The following is a 22072-nucleotide window of genomic DNA, read 5'->3' as shown; positions in this document are numbered from 1 at the left end:
GGCGGTGGGTTTTGGAAAAAAGCATGGCTGTGGGTAATAAAAAACATTTTAACACTCTGTGCCTTGTGCCTGTTGCCTAGTGCCTAAACACATAACTTAAATCTTATTCTGCACGATTAATTATGATTATTAACAAGTCTGACCAATGAGATAACCCTAACTATCTCAATACAATGCACTTGAGGCAATACTCACATATTTACCTTTATATTTTTTTTCATCATGATTGATATTTTAATATTTTTTCAGATATGATTTAAACCATTGTACGGTAAAATTGTCAGAAAAATAAATAGCCGATAAAAGCCTAGGATACAGGGAATAGACTTAAAAAAATAACCAAACTCCTTGACAAATTAAAAGATTGGTATTATCATTGCATCACGAATAACTGTTCAGTGATATTCTTCAGTTAAGCTCCTTACTAATAATTGCTTAACAATTATCTTCCACCTCGTACCAGATTTCCGAATTTTAATTGTAACATTTATCATCTTGTTGTACGACTGTAAAGACGACTTAACCACCATTTTCCTGTAAGGCTCTTTTCATTACTATCAGCCTTATTTTTTACTCGTATGTATACTATTGAAGAATTAGAGTTTAAGCTCGTATCGGAGCTTCGTGAACTTGCTCAAAAATTAAATATCAACAATACAATTGACCTACCAAAAAAAGAACTCATCTATAAAATATTTGACCAGCAGGTAAAAGGTAACACCCCGTTATCGACTCCTGCAATTAGCGATGCTATGGAAAATGAACAAAAACCAGAGAGAAAAGTGAGGAAAGACACAGCCCCTGCTTCAGACAGCCCACGCCCAAAAAGACAACGTATTCAAAAAGTTGATAATCCTGTAGCAGAAGCCAACACAATCGCAAAAGCAGAACCAATTACTAAATTGGAACCTGCTTTAAAGGAAACTACCGTCAGAACAAGAACCGCTAAAGAGCCTAAAGCCAAAACTGAAGCGGTAGAAGATATTATCTTTGATTTTGATGAAGACCCAATTGTTATCGATTTGCCAGAAGATGTAGAAAACGAATTTGCTGACATCGATACTTCTTTTATCACAACAGGAGGTGAAGATTTTGATTTAGGTTTTAAACAAGATCCCCCAACAGATATTCGTCCTGAAGGCAACAAACCGAACACTGCGCCAAATACTGCTGCTACTGTTCGTAAACCTATCTATAATCAAGCTATCCGTGAATTTGACGGTATCATCGAAAACGAAGGTGTACTCGAAATCATGCAAGATGGTGGATATGGTTTCTTGAGATCGGCTGATTATAATTATTTGGCATCTCCAGATGATATCTATGTATCTCCTTCTCAAATCAAGCTTTTTGGCCTTAAAACGGGTGATACTGTTCGTGGAGCGATTCGCCCTCCCAAAGAAGGTGAAAAATACTTTGCCCTTCTTAGAGTAGAGTCTGTTAACGGTAAAACTACCGAAGAAATTCGTGACCGTATTCCTTTCGAATACTTAACGCCGTTGTTTCCTGATGAAAAGTTAAACCTTTCTTCAAGAGGCGATCAATATTCAACTCGTATTCTTGACTTATTTGCACCGATTGGTAAAGGTCAGCGTGGTATGATTGTAGCACAGCCCAAAACGGGTAAAACAGTCTTATTGAAAGAGATTGCTAATGCTATTGCCAAAAATCACCCTGAAGTTTATTTGCTAATCTTACTTATAGATGAACGTCCTGAAGAGGTTACTGATATGCAACGTAGTGTTCGTGCAGAGGTAATTTCATCAACGTTCGACGAACAAGCCGAACGCCACGTAAAAGTTGCAAGTATCGTTCTTGAGAAAGCAAAACGTATGGTTGAGTGTGGTCATGATGTTGTTATTCTTCTTGACTCTATTACTCGTTTGGCTCGTGCGTATAATACTGTCGTTCCATCGTCAGGTAAAATCTTATCTGGTGGTGTGGATGCCAATGCACTTCACAAACCAAAACGCTTCTTTGGTGCAGCACGTAATGTAGAAAATGGGGGATCTTTAACTATTATCGCAACTGCCCTTATTGATACAGGTTCAAAAATGGACGAAGTTATCTTTGAAGAATTTAAAGGTACTGGTAACATGGAATTACAACTCGACCGTAAGTTATCTAACCGTCGTATGTTCCCTGCTATCGATGTTCCTGCTTCTGGTACTCGTCGTGAAGATTTACTCATGGACAAAGAGACTCTACAACGAGTTTGGATTTTGCGCAAGCACATGAGCGACATGAATTCTGTAGAAGCAATGGACTTCTTGTTACAACAAATGAGAAATACACGCAGTAACGAAGAGTTCTTAGCTTCAATGAATCGCTAACATATTATTACCGCATAAATAAAAAGCATTTGCCATTAAGATTGAGGTGTAAGTCCTTCAATCTTAATGGCAAATGCTTTTTGCTTATATCTGTTTACCACCCGCAAATAGTCTGTATTATAGTACAAAAAAGCTGTTTGTTATTTAAAATAGCCTGTTCATTACATTTATCATGCTGTTCGTATATGTACGTTTTTTCCCAAACATAAACGGAAGTACTTTTGTATAAATAATCACAAGCACGTCATAGCTCTTTAATTCAATGGCGGGGATTAAAGAAGCCTCATGAGCATAGTGTTAACGTCGGGTCACTCAAGCAATCGATAAATTAGTCTATGAGCTAATATGTTTGAGTACTTCCTAAAAGCTAATTAAAAATTAGAATAACCAGTGCACAGGTTTTCTGATTTTCAATTAGCTTTTTTTTTGTCTTTTTTCGAAAATAGGTTAACAAAAAAGCCTGCCATCTCGATAAGGACGACAGGCTTTAGCCTCTATCTAAAATTCAAAATGATTCTCATTAAAATGTGTAGTTCAATTTCAGCTCCCCTCCTAGTCCATAATCCTTACGATAATTCACACTTTTTTGTTCAAAAATATAAGTTGGTGTCAGTTGTATCGAGAAATTATTAAAACGCTTCTCCATCCCCAATGAAACTACGTAATTATTAAATAATTTAGTCTCTAATGATGAATTAACATTATTGATTGTTTGTTCTATATTTTTATCTCTAAAATCAAAGTCGACTCTTCTAGTGCCAGAAATATCTAAGTCTGTTCCTACCTTACCAAGTAGATAAAAATCACTCTTTAAAGGCAAATAATAGCCTATTCGGATTGGTATTTGTACCAGAGAACTCTGCTCTTGAATATTTTTGATTGGTGCACCAAATGGAATCTTTGGAGCAAAATTTACTCTAAAATCAAAATCGTTACGCATTTTAAAATGCTCGTCGTTAGGATAACGCTGTAAAGCCAATTGCGAATATTGAATACCTGCTGTGATACTCAAGCGCTTATCTAGAAATAACTCTACATGGGCGCCAACACCCAATTGTGCTTTAGCGACTACTCCTCCAACACCAGCACGCACATAGGCGTCGGCCAGCGAGAAACGCATTCGTTGTGGTCCTTGCGTGGTATCTTCAGGTTCGTAATAAGTAAAATTAGTCTTCGAAATTTGAGCCTTGGTATCAGCCGAATCCAATTTCCAAGTTTTGGGCTTCAACTTACGCCAATCTGGAATAGCCAAATTTTTCGCAATTGATTTATCAGATTCATCAGAACTCTTGATAATCAAGTTGCCTTGACTATCTCTTTCGGTATTACCAAACGCCGTTTGCCCTTTGTGTAAAGAACCCTGGTGAGCCACCTCCCAATCGCCTGAATTAAAATCAGTTTCGATCGGTTGGTGCTTTTCTACAGTCAATTTCTGAACGAAAGCATCCAATCGCTTTTCTTGGTTTTGACTATTACCTAAGGCAAGAGCTAATTCAGCATTTTTTTGTTCTTGTTGTTCTACCTGCTGCACTAGCATTTCCTTTTCTACCAAAAGACTATCCTTTGTTTGGGTTACTGAAATTAATTGTTGCTGTAAATCTTTTTTTGCATAGTATTGAGTTAAGGTGGTAAAAAGTAGGCTAACAATCGTGATGCTAGCGGCAATATACAGTGCTTGTTTGCTCACAAGTACTTTCCAATATGGTACTTGATGGGCTTGAGCGAAAGCTTGGAATTTGTCCCAGTCTTCCTCCTGAAAAGTGGGCTGAATACCATCAAGTTTTTTCTTGATAGAATCATCAAATTGATCAGTTTTCATAAAAATTGTTCGTTAATCCGACTGAAAATAAATGCGGATAATATGTCTTTATCATCTCTTGAAGTTTCAAACGGGCTTTCATAAAGTTAGAACGTGACGTTCCTTCATTGATACCCAACATCTCTGCAATCTCACGGTGATTATATCCATCTACTACGTGCATCATAAAAACCGTTCGATATGAAGTGGGTAGCTTCTGTACCAAGGCCAAAATATCCTCAGCCGCCATTTTATCAATCACGTTTTCGTCATAAACAGGCATAGTTGCATGCTCAACCTCTAGGCTGTATAAGTTCTTTTCTCGTTTGTGATAGTAATTAATACACGTATTTACGAGAATCGTTCGAAACCAAGCCTTAAACGATTGAATATTTTCATAACGATGGATATTTTGAAATACCTTCATAAAGCCATCATTAAGTATTTCCTCCGCATCTTCCTGATTGGAGGCATACCTTTGACAGATATTTTTGGCATAACTGAAGTAACTCTTGAAGAGTACCTTTTGAGCGTCGGGATTTTGTTCACGGCAAGCTCTTAAGACACTTTCAAGGTCATCCTTGTCAAAGTCGGTATTTTTTTTTCTGAAAAACAAAGGCTTAAGTGTTTTATAAAGCTAAGTTAAACATTTGAACAGATTATCTACGCATGTAACGGACTGATATTCAACCATACTTATCATCATCTGTTATTTTTCCTTATCTAAAATTCTTCTAAATAGTTTGACTGGTATTTGTTGTTTTCCGTTGCCTGAAAAAAAAAAAAAAATTAGGCAACGTTTTATCACACGATTAAGGTCATGTTTATTGAATTCAAACCAATAACATATTGAGAATGAGTAAACTCAAATCTTGGTATGTAACTGTATAGTAAGAACCATTTATTATATACATTTTATGAAAAAGTTGAGAATACTTGTATTAATTATCCTAACTACCATGACTGGTAGCACCATTGCTCAGCAAAGCGCTGCGGTAAAAGATTCTAGTAAAACAGAATACATTTTAAAAGGACTTAGACCTGTAAAAATAAAGCAAATAGGTCTGTATGTAGCTCCCGAAACTCAAATTAGTTATTTGGATGGTCATGTAAAACCTTTGTTTGGAGGCTCGGCGATGATTTTATTGAACCAAAAATTAGGCATCGGTCTAAGTGGTTATAGTACAGGACGTGGATTTCGCAATGGAGATGGTGTTGATTTCAGATATGGTGGTATAAAAGTGGAATATACTTTCAAACCTAGCAAACGCTTTCACTTTAGTGTTCCAGTGCTGTTAGGCATGGGCTCTGCCAATGATAGGCTTGGGATAGACAATGACAATAGAAATCCACAACCTTGGGGTGGACCATCGAGAAATGGCTTTGGAAATCGTTTTTTTGTAGCACAAGGAGGTATAAATCTAGAAGGTAATTTATTCAAATATGCTAAGGTTTTTGTAGGTGCTAATTATCGTTTTGCTGGTATTGACAATCGTCGCTCAACTAATACACTAGATTATAACCAAGTGAGTGGTCCATCGGTAAATATAGGCTTGAAGTTGGGACTGTTTGACCATTCACTTCAAAAGAAGAGCAAATAACGTATAGAGGAACAAGTTCAAAAAACAGCATTAATACAACATGAAAATCTTGGTCATTGGTGGGCATCAAGTTTTTGGATATGGTGTCGCTGCATCTAAGGGTTTTATCGATGTACTTACCGAAAGTGTAAGTACACTCGACCACGAGCAGGTCATTGTAGATACCCTGGTGCACTTTTCCATGGACAAAACCATTGAGGCACTCATGGGGCTTGGAAACTATATTTCTAATTATCAGTTAATAATCATTCAAAGTGGATTAGATGAGCTTGATGGAGAACGCCCCTGGGCAGATTTATTTAATGACTCTTTTCATTCATTTAATCATAGGGTAGAAACGGATGAAATGTACCGAAAAACAATTATTGTTCCAGCTAATTTGGGACTAATGCGGGAATTATATCGACCAAACCCTACTTTAAAGCAACCTTCTTTAAGCTTTCCTTGTCTTCCTTATGTCAAAAGGATGCTATTAAATAAAATGGCGAGTACAGGAAAGCTTGGTGTTATCAAGCACTTTGAACGACAACTCAAAGTGATGATAAACCTTCTTCAAAATTTTAAAGAAAAAGTAATCTTACTTGGTCCGCAGCCTAGTTTGAATCCATGTACGCAACTACTAAGAAATCTTGGGGAGAATGTTCTTAGAGATGTTTGTAAAGCACAGGATTTTAATTGGTTCAAAACAATGGAGGTGATTGAACCTCACCCCTATTTTTTCTTGAACGATGGCAAATATCTCAATGCACTTGGGCATCGAGTGTTAGCAAGTCAGATACTCAAACATTATCGTTTTGAAGTTCGTAAACATCAATATTATTTCCAGCTATGTGACAATTAGTCTCAGCTAAGAAGTCAAGCATTATAAAACTCACTAAATTTTATGAATAGTATGCTACGTTTCAACATCATCAAATTTATAACAGTACTCAGTATTAGTCTGTTGGTATTTACGGCATGTTCAAAAAAGGATGACACAACAGTTACTCCTGTAGACAATACCCAGCAGATTAATCAGTGGATTTATGATACGATGTCAGACGCATATTATTGGTACGATCAGTTGCCAGCCATTAGTACGTTATCGTTAACGGATGCCTCTGATGATTTCTTTGAAAAGCTGGTATATCAACGCAGTACTGTCGATAGGTTTTCGATGGTAACAGACGATGTTGATGAACTCGAAAAAGAGTTTAATGGTGTGTCAAAAGTTTTTGGCATTCGCTACATGCTTGGTTATTTGGACAATACACAAACCAATGTAGGGGTTGTCTTAACTCAAGTAATCGCAGGAAGCCCTGCTGCGATAGTAGGCCTAAACAGAGGTGATATTATCGTAAAAATCAATGGACAAAATATTACTAGTAGTAATTTTTCATCTTTGATGGGTAACGAAACCGTTACTTTTACCTTAGGAAGTATTACCAATGGCAGTATTGTTGCCACTTCGAACACGGTATCTGTTACCAAAACAGAAGTCACCGAAAATCCGATTGCATTTTCAAGTATTGTTCAAAAAACCTCAGCCAATAAAACTATAGGTTATTTGGTTTATTCACAATTTGTACCTGGACTTGACACTGGTGATACTTTGAAATACGACAATCAGTTGCGTAGTATTTTTGCAGATTTTAAAGCCGCAGGTGTCAATGAGCTAGTATTAGATTTAAGATTTAATCCAGGGGGATATATCAGTAGTGCCACAACTTTGGCATCGTTGATTGTGAATAATCTAACAACAAATAAGATTTTTTTTAAAGACCAATACAATAGTAAATACCAAACTTATTTTGCGAAACAATATGGAAGCAATATATTTAACAACTATTTTTCTATTGAAAAAAATAATATTGGCAATAATCTAAACCGTGTGTTCGTATTAACATCCAATGGTACGGCATCATCAAGTGAATTGGTGATAAATGGATTAAAGCCATATATGCAGGTAATTACGATTGGAGAACATACCTATGGGAAAAACCTGTTTGGGACGTTGGTGGCTGATGACCAAAAACGTTGGAAATGGGGTATATATATGATGTTGGGTATCACCCAAAATGCTAATGGAGAATCAGACTATGGAAATATAAACGGAATCGCACCAACTTATGCTGTAGATGATAATGTGTTGCCACTACAGCCTCTGGGTAACGATTATGAACCGTTGTTTAACAAGGCTTTGACTGTAATGGGTGTGTCAGTACCAAATACAAATGGAGCCCGTCAGAGTGCAGGAATTTTATTAAATTACACCACCCGTGAAAATTATGCAGATAATCCGAAAAGGAACGAGAAACTTATGATCAAAAACTATCTCCCCAAATTAATTAACAAATAATTATGAATGTATCAGAAAGTATGATGCTTTGTACGGTTAAAACCTCGCAAAGACCTCATTACGATGAAATTGTACAAAAGCTTTCTCAGTGTTGTTATTGGTGTAAACAAACACTTGGATTACAGCTTTTCAAAGGCTTTCAGATGGCTATTACGATTGCAAACCAAGAACTTACATTTGAATTAAAAGATTTGTCGTCAGAAAATACTCCGACGTATTTCTTTGACTTGGTCGAACAACATCCACTAGCATAATTGCCTTAAGATTTCATCCATAGTTTTATGGATGAAATCTTCAAACTAATCATTCATCTTTCTGCTACACGATTATTACATGCGCCACCTTTACATTTAGACTAACCATATATTTTCAACAAAATCTTTCATCTAATGACACGTTATGAATTCTTAAAATCAATGGGCTTTCAGGGAGGCGCATTAATGGCATTGCTTGCCTCTTGCCAATCTAATAATGACCCTACTCCCACTTCGACCACCAGTTCAAGTTCATCATCGAGTAGTAGCAGTTCATCTAGTTCGGGAACGACATCGGGTTCTACCTCAGGGTCAGGAACCTCCTCTGGCTCTTCAAGTTCGACTCTTCTAGCTTCTGTAGACTTAACAGCCACAGCAAATGCGGCTTTAAAAAACAGTGGGGGCTATATTATCGTAAACAGCATTGTGGTAGCACGTACTGCTCAAAATACCTATGTGGCAGCAACACAAACTTGTAGTCACGAGCCCAAGAAAAAAGTAACGTTTCTAAATGGTGAATTTTTCTGCTCAGAACACGGTGCTAGATATAGCACAACGGGGGTTGGGCTCAATAGTTATGGAGCAAAAGGTTTGGCAGTATATACAGTGACCGTCAATGGTAATACACTAGAAATTTCATAAAATTGCTCATAAGCATAAGTAATCGTGTAGAATAAGATTTGAGTTATGTGTTTAGGCAACAGGCACAAGGCAAAGAGTGTTAAAATGTTTTTTAATAACCACAGTCATGCTTTTTCCAAAACCCACCGCCGAAAGCCGTTACCTGAAAGCCCCAAGCATAATCTTAAATTTCACCCGCATTAAGCTCTAGGCTTTATGCTGTAGACTAAAAGTTGAAAAGAATTTCTCATGAAATAATTTAAGCTCTTTTGCCTACGGCTTAAAGCGTATTAATGCAATTTTATTTTGCATTAATACTTAAATTCTGAATAAAGAGAAAAAGCCTTTAACAGTTAAGATGGAAGACTGTATATCAAGCAATTACCTATATTAATTATTAAAACTCAAAACTCCAAATTCAGCACTCACAACTCGAATAAGTCCATTTACTAACCATATAAACAATGACACGTTACGAATTCTTAAAAAATGCAGGGTTTGGCGGAGCTGCCCTTATGACTCTTCTAACAGCTTGTAGCAAAAGTTCAGATTTATCTCCTATTGCAACCCCAGGAAGTGTAGATTTTACACTCGACTTAACAATTTCAGCAAACGCTGCCTTAAAAAACAACGGTGGTTATATCATCAATAGCAATGTTGTGGTAGCACGTACATCGCAAGGAACTTATGTGGCAGGATCGCACATTTGTACACATGAAGCAAGAACAAAAGTAGTATTTCTAAACAATGAATTTTACTGTACAGAACACGGCGCTCGCTTTACTACAGCAGGTGTTGGGTTAAATAGTTATGCGAGTGCAGGATTAAGTGTGTACAAAACCGAACTATCTGGGAATTCGTTACGTATTTATTCTTAGAACATAAGAGTAATGTCAACTTCGATGGCTATGTTTTCGGATAAAGCCATCTATAACTTAAAAAAAGATGAAAATACTAAGTGCTTTTGTTATTTCCTTTCTTTTGAGCCTAGCTCCCGAATGGAAAACCGACTTTGCTTCTGCAAAGCAAGAAGCTACACAATCACACAAGTATATTTTGCTGAACTTTTCAGGCTCAGACTGGTGTGTACCTTGTATTAGATTGAAAAAGGATGTTTTTGAAACAGGTACTTTTCAAAACTTTGCTACTGAAAAACTGGTATTAGTTCGTGCGGATTTCCCTAGACTGTCTAAAAACAAGTTAAGCCCACAGCAAACCGAGCATAATGAAGCTTTAGCAGAAAAATATAATCCCGAAGGTAAATTCCCTTACACTTTACTGATTGATGCCAATGGTAAAGTCGTAAAAACATGGGATGGCTATACAAACACGCCTCCTGAAGAATTTATCTCTCAAATTAACAAGATTACGAATGCCAAATAGCATGAGTCAAGTCGAAGTACATAAGCAAGGTCATCGCTTGATGGGTAATTATTTTGAAATTAGCGTAGTCGACGATAATGCCGATTACGCTAATCGTTGTATCGACCAAGCCGTAGAAGAAATCAAGCGTATAGAACGACTTCTGACTACCTTCAACGACCAAAGTCAAACCAATAAGGTCAATGCGATGGCAGGAATTGCTCCTGTTGAAGTAGACGCCGAAATGTTTGATTTGGTTGCTCGTGCACAACGAATATCAGCGCTAACCCAAGGTGCATTTGATATTACTTATGGCTCGATTGACAAAAGCTTATGGAATTTTGATACCAACATGACCGCATTGCCAAGTAAAGAAATTGCCTTGGAATCTGTTCGTTTGATTAATTATCAAAATGTAATCTTGAATCCAGAACGTCATACGGTTTTTTTAAAAGAAAAAGGCATGCGTATTGGATTTGGTGGTATCGGAAAAGGTTATGCCGCCGAAAAAGCTAAACAATTACTAAAATCGCTAGGTATAAAAAGCGGTATTGTCAATGCTGCTGGTGACCTCTCTACTTGGGGCAACCAGCCAAACGGAAAACCTTGGACCATTGGTATTGCTAATCCACAAGCTGGCGAAAGCCCTTTCTCGTATTTATCAATCAGCGATGTGGCTGTGGCTACATCTGGCAATTATGAAAAATACGTGATGATTGATGGCAAAAAATATTCGCATACCATCGACCCACAAACAGGCTTACCTGTATCAGGCATAAAAAGCGTAACTATTATAAGTCCCAACGCAGAATTATCTGATGCCATGGCTACTCCCGTGATGGTGATGGGTATCAGAGTCGGACTGGACTTAATCAACCAAATGCGACAGATAGCTTGTATTATTATTGATGACCAAAACAAAATTTATACCTCACGGAATATTAACATAAAGTAATAGTGCAGTCCGAAAATCGATGATTACCCAATCGTAAAATTATATTTTGTCCGTTTTACAATTTTCAACTTTTCGCATATTGCCAATCCTTTGTTGATATTTCAAAAACAAATCAACTCTGAGTATGAAGTCAACACGTTTTAACATAAAAGTAGCAGCATTGCTATTGATGGGAGGCCTAGCCACAAGTGCTTGCCAAACTGTAAAGCCTTATCAAAAGGCATATATCAATGATTCTGACATGGAATTGAGTTCTCGTAAGGTTGTCAAATTTGAACAAAACTTCCAACTGTATCGCGAAGGCGCTTCGGGTGCCAACGGCGGTAAAACAGGTGGTGGCTGTGGCTGTAACTAGTCTATGATAAATCGTTTTTTAAGCATACTACTAATTGTCTTTTGTATAGGGAACACCCCTCTACAAGCTCAGACCAAACGAGCCAAATTTTCGGTATCTACCACCAAAAAATACCCGAAAAAAGGCGAAACTGTCCAACTAGTCCTCGAAGCACAAATTTTTCCTAACTGGAAATTATATGCTAGCGACGCACAAGTTGTGCCAGGGCCTAAGCCTGCTTATTTGGTAATTCAACCTAATACCAGTTTTAAACTCGTTGGAGGACTAAAATCCATTAATCCTCACAAAACTTGGGATACATTCTGGAAAGGACAAGTAGTGTATTTTGAAAAAAAAGCACGATTTACGCAAGCCATTCAAATTCTTGAATCTCACACTCAAATCACAGGCAAAATCATTTACCAATTGTGTGCTACCAATAATAGCTCTTGTGTACAATATCAAGACTCTTTTGAGGTACAGTTACACTAAATTCATTGAAATATGAAAAAGCTTACACTGGCGATAGGTTTATATATGGGTGTACTTCTTAGTGCATCTGCTCAAAAAACGGCGGATACTAGCAATTACCAAAGCCGTAAGTTAAAAGTAGAAGAAATCAATATTGTGTCTAGTTACTATCATCAAGATGGTAACAACTCGGCTGTAACGGGCGGTATTGGTACCGAAAAATTAACCGACTTTGGTAACACCTTTGATATTCGTTTCTCGAAATGGGATAGCAAAGCTCGTCAACATTTCTTTACTTTTGAATTGGGTGTAGATGCCTATTCGTCGGCATCCTCAGACAAAATCGACCCATACACTGTATCATCTGCCTCCATGACTGACAAGCGTATTTATCCGTCGTTGGCATGGAGCGTGAATAATGCAAAAAAAGGAACAACCTTCGGTGCAGTAGCCTCGTATTCGACCGAGTACGATTACAAATCGTATGGAACAGGGTTAAACTTTTCAAAAACATCCAAAGATGGTAACCGTGAGTTTAGCGCCAAAGTAAATGCGTTTTTTGATACATGGAAAGTAATTCTACCATCCGAACTTCGTACCATTTACCGAGCAGATGGCACTTACTACTTCTATGGCTCAGGTGGCGAGCATGATCCATATCCAGTCGATTACAAACCTCGTAATTCTTACAGCTCTTCGTTTTCTTTGGCACAAGTTGTCAACAAAAGAATGCAGGTTTTACTAACAGTTGACCCAGCCTATCAAGCAGGCTTATTGGCAACTAAATATCAACGTGTGTATTTCACAGATGGAACTGTAAAGTCAGAAGAACTTCCTGATACACGATTCAAATTACCTATTGGCGCTCGTTTGAATTACTTTGCAGGAAACAAAGTCGTAATTCGTACATTCTATCGTTATTATCAAGACAACTGGGGCGTAAAGGCTCATACATTTGAATTGGAAACCCCAATCAAAATGACGCCATTCCTAACCTTGAGTCCATACTATCGTTATTATACGCAAACTGCTGCAGACTACTTTGCCGCTTATGGTGCGCATAAGTTGAGTGACCAATATTATACAAGTGACTACGATTTATCGAAACTTAATAGCAATATGGTAGGCACGGGTATTCGTATTATGCCTCCTCATGGTGTATTTGGTATCCAAAGCTGGGCATCGCTTGAGCTTCGCTATGGACACTATATGCGCTCTAATGGCTTGAATTCAAATACTATTACCCTCTACGCAAAATTCAAGTAGCAACGAAGGATTTCAAACAATTTCAGATTGGGGATTTCTGATTTCGGAAATAAAGTACAATAGCATTATTTTTTCTAAAATATAGAAGCTTACACTTCCGAAATCCAACATCCGATATCCAAAATGAATGATTTTTAAATTCCTTCGTACATTCCTAATGCATCACTAACATTCAGGCTAGGACTTTTTCAAGAAAAATCTAGCCTGAATTTTTATTTTGAACCTTACACTCAATTTATTGTCTAACAAGTAAGGTTTTAAAGTGACTATTAAAATATTATGCCGTTAAATTTGTTATAAAGATGTATATTCTCGATTTTTGGAAAGGTTTATGTACTCATTACAAGAAACTGTACTTCAAGAATAAAAGAAGATATATACCGCATTTACAGACATATTAAACAATCTATTTTATGAAAAAGATTAGCTTTATTTTTGGACTACTTTTTGCACTTATCCTACAGGTCCAAGCTCAAACTGCAGACGAAATTTTTGACAGATATTACGATGCAACTGGCGGTACAGAATTGTGGAAAGGTGTTAATAGTTATACCATCAAGCAGGCATTTGTAGCAAATGCTCCAACAGACTTTACCCAAGAAACTAAAGTTTCGGTAGCTAATCAAGGTATCTTAAAAACGAAAACTATCTTAAAAAGAGATTTTATTTACGGTGCTAATCCAACTGAAGCTTATTTTAGAGTGCCAACTGGTAGCCTTGACAAAAATGTCGTTTATGAAACAAAAGACCTTAGCGACAAAGATAAAGCTGGTCTAAAACGTGAAATGAACGATGGTTTGTTGCCATTTATTAATTATGCTAAAAAAGGATATATTGCAACCTATGTGGGCTTGAAAGCAGACAATGGAAAGCCTGTTCATCAAATTGAATTGTCAGGTAAAGATGTAAAATATAACTTGTTTTTTGATGCTACGACTTATCTTCTGTCAAAACTAAAAACCAATTTGGCGTCAGGAGAAGAAATCACTCAGGAGTTTACAACCTATACAAAAACTCCATACGGCATCAGCTACCCAAGTGCATCGACCTATTATAGCACTGTTGAAAAACGTAATACTAAAGTAACAACAACGGTGACATTCAATGATAAAATTGAAGCCAGTGTATTCAAAAAATAGTTGTAATAACCTTACAACCCAAAGTGCTTTTTGATAGATAACATTATGAGTAGTTCTTTTATGATTCTGAGTCATAAAACACTACTCATAATGTTTTTTACCCTACTTATGAAGTCATATATCCGCATCATACTATTTTCAATTGCTATCATTTTCCTATTAGTTATAGGGGCTTTTGTCTATTTGCAAACACCAAGTGGACAAGCGCTAGTTACTACGGAAGTGACAAAATTTTTAGAAAACAAATTTGGCTCGAAAGTATCAGCCAAACGTATTGCCTATCACATCCCCGACTGGATTGAACTCGACGAGGTATTTGTAGCTGATAATAAAAAAGATACACTCGTAGCTGCCCAAAAACTGTATGTAGACTTGGATATGCTTGCTTTGCTCAAAAGCAAAGTGACCATCAATAAAGTTGAACTGGAAGGTATCCGTGCCAAAATCAAAAGGACTTTACCTGATACTACCTTCAATTTTAACCATATTGTAAAAGCTTTCGCCTCTCCTAATACGACTCCTGCCAAAAATGATACAACATCTAGTAGCTTGGTGATGAACATTGGCAAGGTAAGTCTAAAAGATATTCATGTTACTTATCTGGATAACGTCATCGGTACTGATGCATATGTAGCATTCAAATCGTTTGAAACTTCTTTCAAGAAAATTGACCTTAATTCATCTACTTACCAACTAGCAAATACGAAGCTCAATGGAGCTAATTTGCGATTAAAAACCTATCCAGCATTAAAAGTATCGCCTCCAGATACTAATTCAAGCCCTATAAATTTTGGTATCGAAAAAGTCAACCTCGACGATATAGCCTTTGATATTAGCGACCAAGTAGGCGGACTTTCAACCAAAGGACGCATTACCAAAGCCAGTGCCGAAGCAGATAAGCTTTCGATGGCAGATCAACTGATTCATCTCAAAACCTTTTACCTCGACAATTCATCTATTAAAGTTAGCATTAAGCCAACACAAAAATCTTCCCAAAAGCCAGTCCCTGCTCCTACTGTAGCACAATCTAAAACTCCAGAAAAAGGATGGACGTTTGGTGTTCAAAAGATTTTGATGAAAAATAACGCCATTGCCTATGATGATTTGGGAAAACCTCGTCAGAGCAAAGGTCTTGACCCTGCACATATCGGCATCACGCCATTAAATATAGAAGCTGAAAGAATTCAATACTCGCCAAAAGGAGTAACGGGTTGGCTTCAGAATATTTCTATGAAGGAAAAAAGCGGTTTTGTTTTACAGAAACTCCAAACTGACTTTGCCTATACAGATAAACAAGCTTTTCTAAAAAAACTTACTATTCAAACACCCAAAAGTATCATTCGTGATGAGGTAAGTCTAAGTTATAACTCCCTCGACCAGCTAAGTAAAAACATAGGAGCAACAAGGGTTTTAGTCAACCTCAAAGATAGCAAAATAGCCTTTTCTGACATACTCTTACTTGCGCCACAACTGGCTCAAACGCCTCCTCTGGCTGGAAACAATCAGGAAGTATTGCGTTTCAAAGGCAGAGCCACAGGTACTGTCAACAATTTGAGTATCGCAGGACTGACAATCCAAGGATTTGACCATAGCAAAATTCAGTTGCATGGCAATATCGTTGGTTTACCTTCTGTTGAAAAAACAAGTGTAAAAGTTGGTATCGACGAGGTGGCAGTTACGAAAAGTGATATTCTGAAAATCGTACCAAAAGAAATGCTTCCAACTACAATTGAATTGCCTGAAACGATTGTTTTGAAAGGGACAATCGGAGGCAAAGTCAATAATCTGAATGTGAATACACAATTGATTTCTGACCTTGGCAAAGCACAGTTTAAAGGTACACTTGTCAATATTATCGTTCCGAACAAACAGCAATACAACGGTCAGTTATCGCTCAACGAGTTTGATTTGGGCAAATTACTCAAACAGCCAGAGCAATATGGCAAAATGACATTAGTAACAGATTTTCATGGAAAAGGAACGAATCCCAAAACTATGGATGCCGAAATAAAAGGCAAAATAGAACAAGCAGCCATCAAGGGATATGACTATAAAGATTTGCAGTTTTCCACCACAATTCGTAATCAAGAAGCGCAGATTAATGCTCTTTTTGAAGACCCAAATGCAAATTTCAATCTACAAGCAAAAGCCAATCTAGCAAACGAATATCCTGCCATTCAAGGTACTTTAGCTATTAAACAGCTCAAGCTCAAAAACCTTCATCTTTACCCCGATGACATAGCTATCAAAGGACAAGTAAAAATGAATTTGACCAATACTAATCCTGCTAAGTTCAATGGCAGCATCACGATTGATGAAGCCGTTGTGACGCAAGATGGTAAGCCTATTCCTCTGGACGATATTAAGATTTTGGCGCAAAACAATAATGAGCGTAATGCTTTCAGTATTCAAGCGCCATTTCTGCAAGCCCAAATGTTTGGTCAATTTAATTATGTACAGTTAGCCGACATTATCATTTCAGATATTAATCGTCACTTCAGAATCCCGAATCAAAATCCGAAGCTCATCACCGAGCCTTACGACATTACCATCAAAGCCAAAGCTATTGGTCACCCTGCCATCAAAGCTTTTGTACCAGCTTTGACCAGACTAGATTCTACGACGTTCAACGCCACACTGAGCAACGAAGCTGGTCATACCATGCAAATGGATTTGAAAATACCTTTTGTTGAATACGATACCATTCGTGTGCAACAAATAGCCTTTGGCATGCGCTCTGATTCGAGCAAAATTACTTACCAAACAAGTTTAGAAAAATTGGGGTTCAATGCTTTTCAAATGCTTAAAACTAAGCTCAATGGAGAAGTAAACGACGATATAGCAAAATTTAACCTTGTTTTATTAGACTCTCTTCAAAAAGAGCATCATAGATTGGCAGGTCAGGTCGCCAACTTTTCAGACCAATTCAGAATTAACCTTCTACCTAATGGCTTAAAACTGAATTATGAGCCTTGGAAAATTGCCGAAGAAGGTTTCTTACAATACGGAGAAGCGGGATTGATTGTGAGTAATTTTTCTTTACAAAACCAAGAACAATTACTTCAGATTCATACGCCAGAAATGGCGCCAAATTCTCCGTTAGAGATTCTTGCACAAAAACTGGATTTACACAAAATGATTAAGCTCGTATATCCTGATTCCACAATTGCAGATGGAACCATCGACGGAAAAATCATTTTGGCAAACTATATGAAATCGCCCTCATTTACAGGTGATGTAACGGTACAAGGTTTTACTTTCCAAAACACACCTATTGGGGATTTGGTAGCACATGTGTATAATGAAACGCCTGAGAAGATTTCGGTAAATACCACCTTAAAAAATGACCAAAATGATATAGCATTGATTGGAAACTATATTTTGGGGGACAAAAAGCCACTTAACTTTTCATTGAATATCAACAAGTTAAGTACAAAAACTATTCAGGCGTTTAGTTTTGGGCAAATGCGCCGAGCCAATGGTAGTCTCAACGGAAATATCACAATTAAAGGAGCAAACGAACAACCAGATATTGCAGGATTTATTGGTTTTGAAAAAGTAGCATTTGATGTTTCTCAATTAGGTACAAAACTCTTGATTGATAAACAAAAAATCTATTTCCAAAACCATGAAATGGAATTCAAAAACTTTACGCTCAGCGATACGCTCAACCAACCTTTGAGAGTTAATGGTAAAGTCATTTTCCAAAAACTTCCTGAAGTAGAATACAAATTGGCGATTTCTACTAAAAACTTCATGGTGCTCAATTCAACTCGCAAAGACAATGATTTCTTTTATGGAAAAGCCTTTGTTGATGCCAACATGAATATCAGTGGCTCAACAAGTACGGCAGTGGTTGATGGCAATGTAAAGTTGATTGAGAAAAGTAGCATTTTCGTTTTGATGCCCGACAATAGCGTAAGCGAAGAAGCCATCAACGATGTGGTAGTTTTTGTGGATAAAAATAAAAAAGCATTGACCAAAGACTCAACCAATAACACTCAGACCAAATACAATACTAGTTTTATCTCGGAAGTAAGTTTGTTATTGGAAGCCGACGAAAAGTCAGAAATGACCATTGTTGTAGATGAATTAAACGGCGATAACCTCAAAGTACGTGGCAAAGCCCAACTCAATGCAGGGATCAGTTCCAATGGTCAACCTTACATTTTGGGGATGTATTCACTTACAGAAGGGAGCTACGATTTGTCATTTGAACTCCTCAAAAAACAGTTTAAAATCAAGCCAGGCAGTAATATCGTTTGGATGGGTGACCCTTTGAGTGGCAATATCGATATTACGGCGATTTACCAGACAATGGCTTCCCCTTCCGACCTATTAAGTTCAACCGAATCGCAATATCGTCAAAAAATGCCTTTTGATGTAAATCTAAACCTCAACGGTCCAATGAAAAAATTGGAAACGTCTTTTAGTATTACCTTGAATGACAAAACACAACTGGCCATAGACAACGATGTCAAAACTAAAATAAATGATAGATTAAAATATTTGGCTCAAACAGATATTGCAGAAAACAACAAACAAGTTTTTGCTTTATTGATTTTAAATAGATTTTTCTCAGAAAAATCATCCGACTTTTTCTCAACAATCAACCCCGAAGCCATTGCTCGTCAAAGTGTAAGTAAACTTCTTTCTGACCAACTAGAAAGGCTGGCTGCTGATGTTATTAAAGGTGTAAATTTGAGCGTAAATCTTAATTCGAGTCAAAGTAATATCGCGGGTCAGTCATCTGCCCGAACAGATTTGAACCTTGGACTATCCAAAGCCTTTTTCAATGATAGATTAAAAGTTGAAGTTGGGAAAAACTTTGAACTTGAAAACACCAACGGTGTGCAACGAAATCCAACTGAAGTATTCGATAACGTAGCCGTCAATTACAGTCTTACCGAAGACGGTAGGTATCGTTTTAGGGCATTTCGTAAAAATCAATTCCAGACAGTACTCGAAGGTTTTGTAGTAGAAACAGGTGTGAGTTTTGTCATTACCTTGGAATATCAGTCTGTAAAAGAGTTTTTTCAAAAAAATAATAAGTAATAATGCAAAATAAGATTGCATTAAGCCATAGGCGTTAGGCATAAAGCCTATGGCTTAATGCAGAAATTTATAATGAGAAAGTCATAGCTATCGGATAAAATAAAGCTTCTCCTTTAGCAAAACAATAATATAAACTTATATCTGATGGCCGATAGCAAAATGCTCAAAGCCTAAAATAGCCATTACAAACATGATTCATAAGAGTGCTCTATATATCGGCCTTATTCTTCTACTAGCCAGTTGCTCGGTAACTAAAAAGCTACCTGCTGGCGAAAGCCTATACACTGGCGCCGAAATTAAAATCAAGGCGGATTCGAGTATCAAAAAATCAGAAATAGAGCGTGTAACTATCGAATTAGCCGAATTTGTAAGACCTAAGCCCAATACTGCTATCATGGGATTTCCGTATCGAGTATGGCTATACTATGTTATGGGCGATCCACGCAAACCCAAGGGGTTCAGGTCATGGTTTCGCCGCAAATTTGGTGAACCACCTATACTAGCAAGCCGTGGCGTTATTAATGCCAATACCAAACAAATCAATGTTTTATTAAACAATCAAGGTTTTTTCCGTACTACAACATCTGGCGATATTCTGGACAAAAAACGTTTAGCCAAAGCGATTTATACAGTTAATTTGAAACCGCAATATTTGCTCGATTCAATTCATTTTGAGACAGATGGAGATACCAGTGCCTTTGGCAAAGCATTACTCAATACTCAGAAAAGAACGCTTTTAGTGAAAGGAAATCCATATAATTATGAAACACTAGTAGCAGAGCGCAATCGTATTGAGCGAGAGTTGAAACAACGAGGATTTTATTATTTTCGTCCCGACTACGTTATATTTAAAGCGGATTCAATGAGTAAAAAGACCAAAGTAGATATTTTGGTCGAAATCAAACCTAACGTAGCTCAGTTAGCCAAAAAGGTTTATTACATAAATGATATTCATGTAATAGCCGATTATGGAGATTCTAAAACTGATACTATCGTTACAGAATCTACTAACTACCAAGGCATCCGTATTCAAGACCCACTTCATAGGTACCGTCCCAAAGTATTTGCTGATGCCATTGGATTTCGTCATGGTCGTAACTATTCGAGCCGTTTTCAGGACGTATCATTGTCTCGTTTGATTAATCTCAAAAATTTTAAGTTTGTCAAAAATAAGTTTGAGCTAGTTCCTCGCTCAGACTCGGCATTATTGGATGTCTATTATTATTTGACTCCTCAAAAACATAAATCTTTACAAGCAGAATTGAGTGGCTCGTCGAAGTCAAATAACTTTAACGGTACTGATCTTGCCGTAAACTGGCGAAACCTGAACTTGTTTAGAGGCGCCGAAATCTTTACCATTTCAGCCTCAACAGGTCTCCAGTTTCAAGTAGGTGGCGGTGCCAATGCCATCAACAACTCAACTTATAAAATAGCAACCTCGCTTACACTACCACGTTTTGCAGTGCCATTTATCAAGTTCAATCCAACTCGAAACCAGTCTTTACCTTCTACTACCTTCAACGTTAATTATGAATACATTAATCGAGGTAATATGTATCGTACAACCTCTTTGAGTGGTTCTTTGGCTTATGATTGGAGTCAAAACTCAACATTGAGGCATACTTTTACACCACTCTCTATCAGTTATGTACGGACATTTGATTTTTCATTTGACTATATCAATTATATGATCATGTTCGCACCCCAGCAATTAGGTACGATTTTAGATCAAAACACGATTATACCAAGTTCTATCTATCAGTTTTTTTATAATCCAAGACCTACCAAAAGCTCAAGCTTTGCCCTTTCGGGAAGTTTTGAAATTGCAGGAAACTTAGCAAGTGTACTTGCCAAATCTGCCAATTCAACGAATGAAGCTCAAACTCTATTTGGTGTCGGTTATGCACGCTATATACGAAGTGATTTGGATATGCGATATAGCAAAACTATTAATAGTAAAATCAAATGGGCTAATCGTGTCATGCTTGGCTTTGGTTTACCTTATGGCAATTCCAATTCCCTTCCATTTCCGAAGCAATACATTGTGGGTGGTAGCAATAGTATCAGGGCATTTGTGGCACGTGGTATTGGTCCTGGAGCTTATTATGCCTCTGGCGACAATGCGACAACTTTCTTGGGTGCACAAGCTGGAGATATGAAACTAGAAATGAATACCGAACTAAGAGCCAAGGTAAATGACTTTATACAAGGTGCAATATTTGTAGATGCAGGTAACGTTTGGATGTATAAAGATGAAGTTTTGTATGGCGCTGATGGTGTTTTTGGCAAAGATTTTTATAAACAGCTTGCTGTAGGAGCTGGAATTGGCTTACGCTTTGATTTTACGTATTTACTTTTGCGCTTTGACTTGGCCACACCATTACGTAAACCTTACCTACCCGAATCAGAGAGATGGGTTATTAAAGATATTGATTTTTCGAGTTCTGATTGGCGTAAAGAGAACTTAATTTTAAACATTGCGATAGGTTTACCATTCTAAGAATAATACAAGTTTCATTTATTCTAAATACCTGTAAGAGAATTG

The 22072-nt window shown here is 37.2% G+C and carries 17 protein-coding genes; 15 read left to right on the top strand and 2 right to left on the bottom strand.

Going from position 1 to position 22072, the window contains the following annotated elements; all coding sequences use genetic code 11:
* Nucleotides 1-578: 578 nt before the first annotated feature.
* Complete coding sequence (rho, locus tag QM491_RS17625) at nucleotides 579-2333, top strand: transcription termination factor Rho (protein WP_283328887.1); 1755 nt, start codon at nucleotides 579-581, stop codon at nucleotides 2331-2333.
* A 520-nt stretch (nucleotides 2334-2853) separates the two neighbouring features.
* Here the strand turns inward: rho and QM491_RS17620 are convergent.
* Nucleotides 2854-4152, bottom strand: coding sequence for a hypothetical protein (locus QM491_RS17620; RefSeq protein WP_283328886.1), 1299 nt, complete (start codon nucleotides 4150-4152; stop codon nucleotides 2854-2856).
* Nucleotides 4142-4747 carry an RNA polymerase sigma factor gene (locus QM491_RS17615; protein ID WP_166549796.1) on the bottom strand — a complete coding sequence of 202 codons (606 nt, stop codon included), beginning with the start codon at nucleotides 4745-4747 and terminating at the stop codon, nucleotides 4142-4144. Before QM491_RS17615 ends, QM491_RS17620 begins: the two co-directional genes overlap by 11 nt.
* 301 nt (nucleotides 4748-5048) lie before the next feature.
* Here QM491_RS17615 and QM491_RS17610 point away from each other — a divergent pair, with 301 nt between their 5' ends.
* The 14 genes from QM491_RS17610 (at nucleotide 5049) to tamL (ending at nucleotide 22027) form a co-directional block, all read left to right on the top strand.
* Nucleotides 5049-5732, top strand: a complete 684-nt coding sequence (locus tag QM491_RS17610) for a hypothetical protein (RefSeq protein WP_283328885.1) — start codon at nucleotides 5049-5051, stop codon at nucleotides 5730-5732.
* 40 nt (nucleotides 5733-5772) lie between these two features.
* The gene (locus QM491_RS17605; protein ID WP_283328884.1) at nucleotides 5773-6573 is read left to right on the top strand and encodes an SGNH/GDSL hydrolase family protein; all 801 of its coding nucleotides are present in this window, start codon (nucleotides 5773-5775) and stop codon (nucleotides 6571-6573) included.
* A gap of 42 nt (nucleotides 6574-6615) precedes the next feature.
* Nucleotides 6616-8070, top strand: a complete 1455-nt coding sequence (locus QM491_RS17600; protein ID WP_283328883.1) for a S41 family peptidase — start codon at nucleotides 6616-6618, stop codon at nucleotides 8068-8070.
* A 2-nt stretch (nucleotides 8071-8072) separates the two neighbouring features.
* A complete protein-coding gene (locus QM491_RS17595) occupies nucleotides 8073-8324 on the top strand; it encodes a hypothetical protein (RefSeq protein WP_283328882.1) in 252 nt (83 codons plus the stop codon).
* A gap of 135 nt (nucleotides 8325-8459) precedes the next feature.
* Nucleotides 8460-8966 (top strand): Rieske (2Fe-2S) protein, encoded by a 507-nt coding sequence (locus QM491_RS17590; RefSeq protein WP_283328881.1) that lies wholly within the window; start codon nucleotides 8460-8462, stop codon nucleotides 8964-8966.
* A gap of 443 nt (nucleotides 8967-9409) precedes the next feature.
* On the top strand, nucleotides 9410-9823 hold the full coding sequence (locus QM491_RS17585; RefSeq protein ID WP_283328880.1) for a QcrA and Rieske domain-containing protein: 414 nt from the start codon (nucleotides 9410-9412) through the stop codon (nucleotides 9821-9823).
* 67 nt (nucleotides 9824-9890) lie between these two features.
* The gene (locus tag QM491_RS17580) at nucleotides 9891-10328 is read left to right on the top strand and encodes a thioredoxin family protein (protein ID WP_166549790.1); all 438 of its coding nucleotides are present in this window, start codon (nucleotides 9891-9893) and stop codon (nucleotides 10326-10328) included.
* A 1-nt stretch (nucleotide 10329) separates the two neighbouring features.
* On the top strand, nucleotides 10330-11262 hold the full coding sequence (locus QM491_RS17575; protein ID WP_283328879.1) for an FAD:protein FMN transferase: 933 nt from the start codon (nucleotides 10330-10332) through the stop codon (nucleotides 11260-11262).
* A gap of 169 nt (nucleotides 11263-11431) precedes the next feature.
* Nucleotides 11432-11617 (top strand): DUF4266 domain-containing protein, encoded by a 186-nt coding sequence (locus QM491_RS17570; RefSeq protein ID WP_304529114.1) that lies wholly within the window; start codon nucleotides 11432-11434, stop codon nucleotides 11615-11617.
* A gap of 3 nt (nucleotides 11618-11620) precedes the next feature.
* Entirely contained in the window at nucleotides 11621-12088 is a 468-nt protein-coding gene (locus tag QM491_RS17565) for a protein-disulfide reductase DsbD domain-containing protein (RefSeq protein ID WP_283328877.1), read from the top strand.
* Between the two features lie 12 nt (nucleotides 12089-12100).
* Nucleotides 12101-13333, top strand: coding sequence for a DUF3570 domain-containing protein (locus QM491_RS17560; protein ID WP_283328876.1), 1233 nt, complete (start codon nucleotides 12101-12103; stop codon nucleotides 13331-13333).
* A 413-nt stretch (nucleotides 13334-13746) separates the two neighbouring features.
* Complete coding sequence (locus QM491_RS17555) at nucleotides 13747-14472, top strand: hypothetical protein (RefSeq protein WP_283328875.1); 726 nt, start codon at nucleotides 13747-13749, stop codon at nucleotides 14470-14472.
* Between the two features lie 108 nt (nucleotides 14473-14580).
* Complete coding sequence (locus tag QM491_RS17550) at nucleotides 14581-19527, top strand: translocation/assembly module TamB domain-containing protein (protein ID WP_283328874.1); 4947 nt, start codon at nucleotides 14581-14583, stop codon at nucleotides 19525-19527.
* A gap of 190 nt (nucleotides 19528-19717) precedes the next feature.
* Complete coding sequence (gene tamL / locus QM491_RS17545; protein ID WP_283328873.1) at nucleotides 19718-22027, top strand: translocation and assembly module lipoprotein TamL; 2310 nt, start codon at nucleotides 19718-19720, stop codon at nucleotides 22025-22027.
* Nucleotides 22028-22072: the final 45 nt, after the last annotated feature.

The organism is Flectobacillus longus (genome assembly GCF_030056705.1).
Lineage (GTDB): Bacteria > Bacteroidota > Bacteroidia > Cytophagales > Spirosomataceae > Flectobacillus > Flectobacillus longus.
Note: the sequence above shows the minus strand (reverse complement) of the source record. Positions and strands in the feature narration are given on the sequence as shown.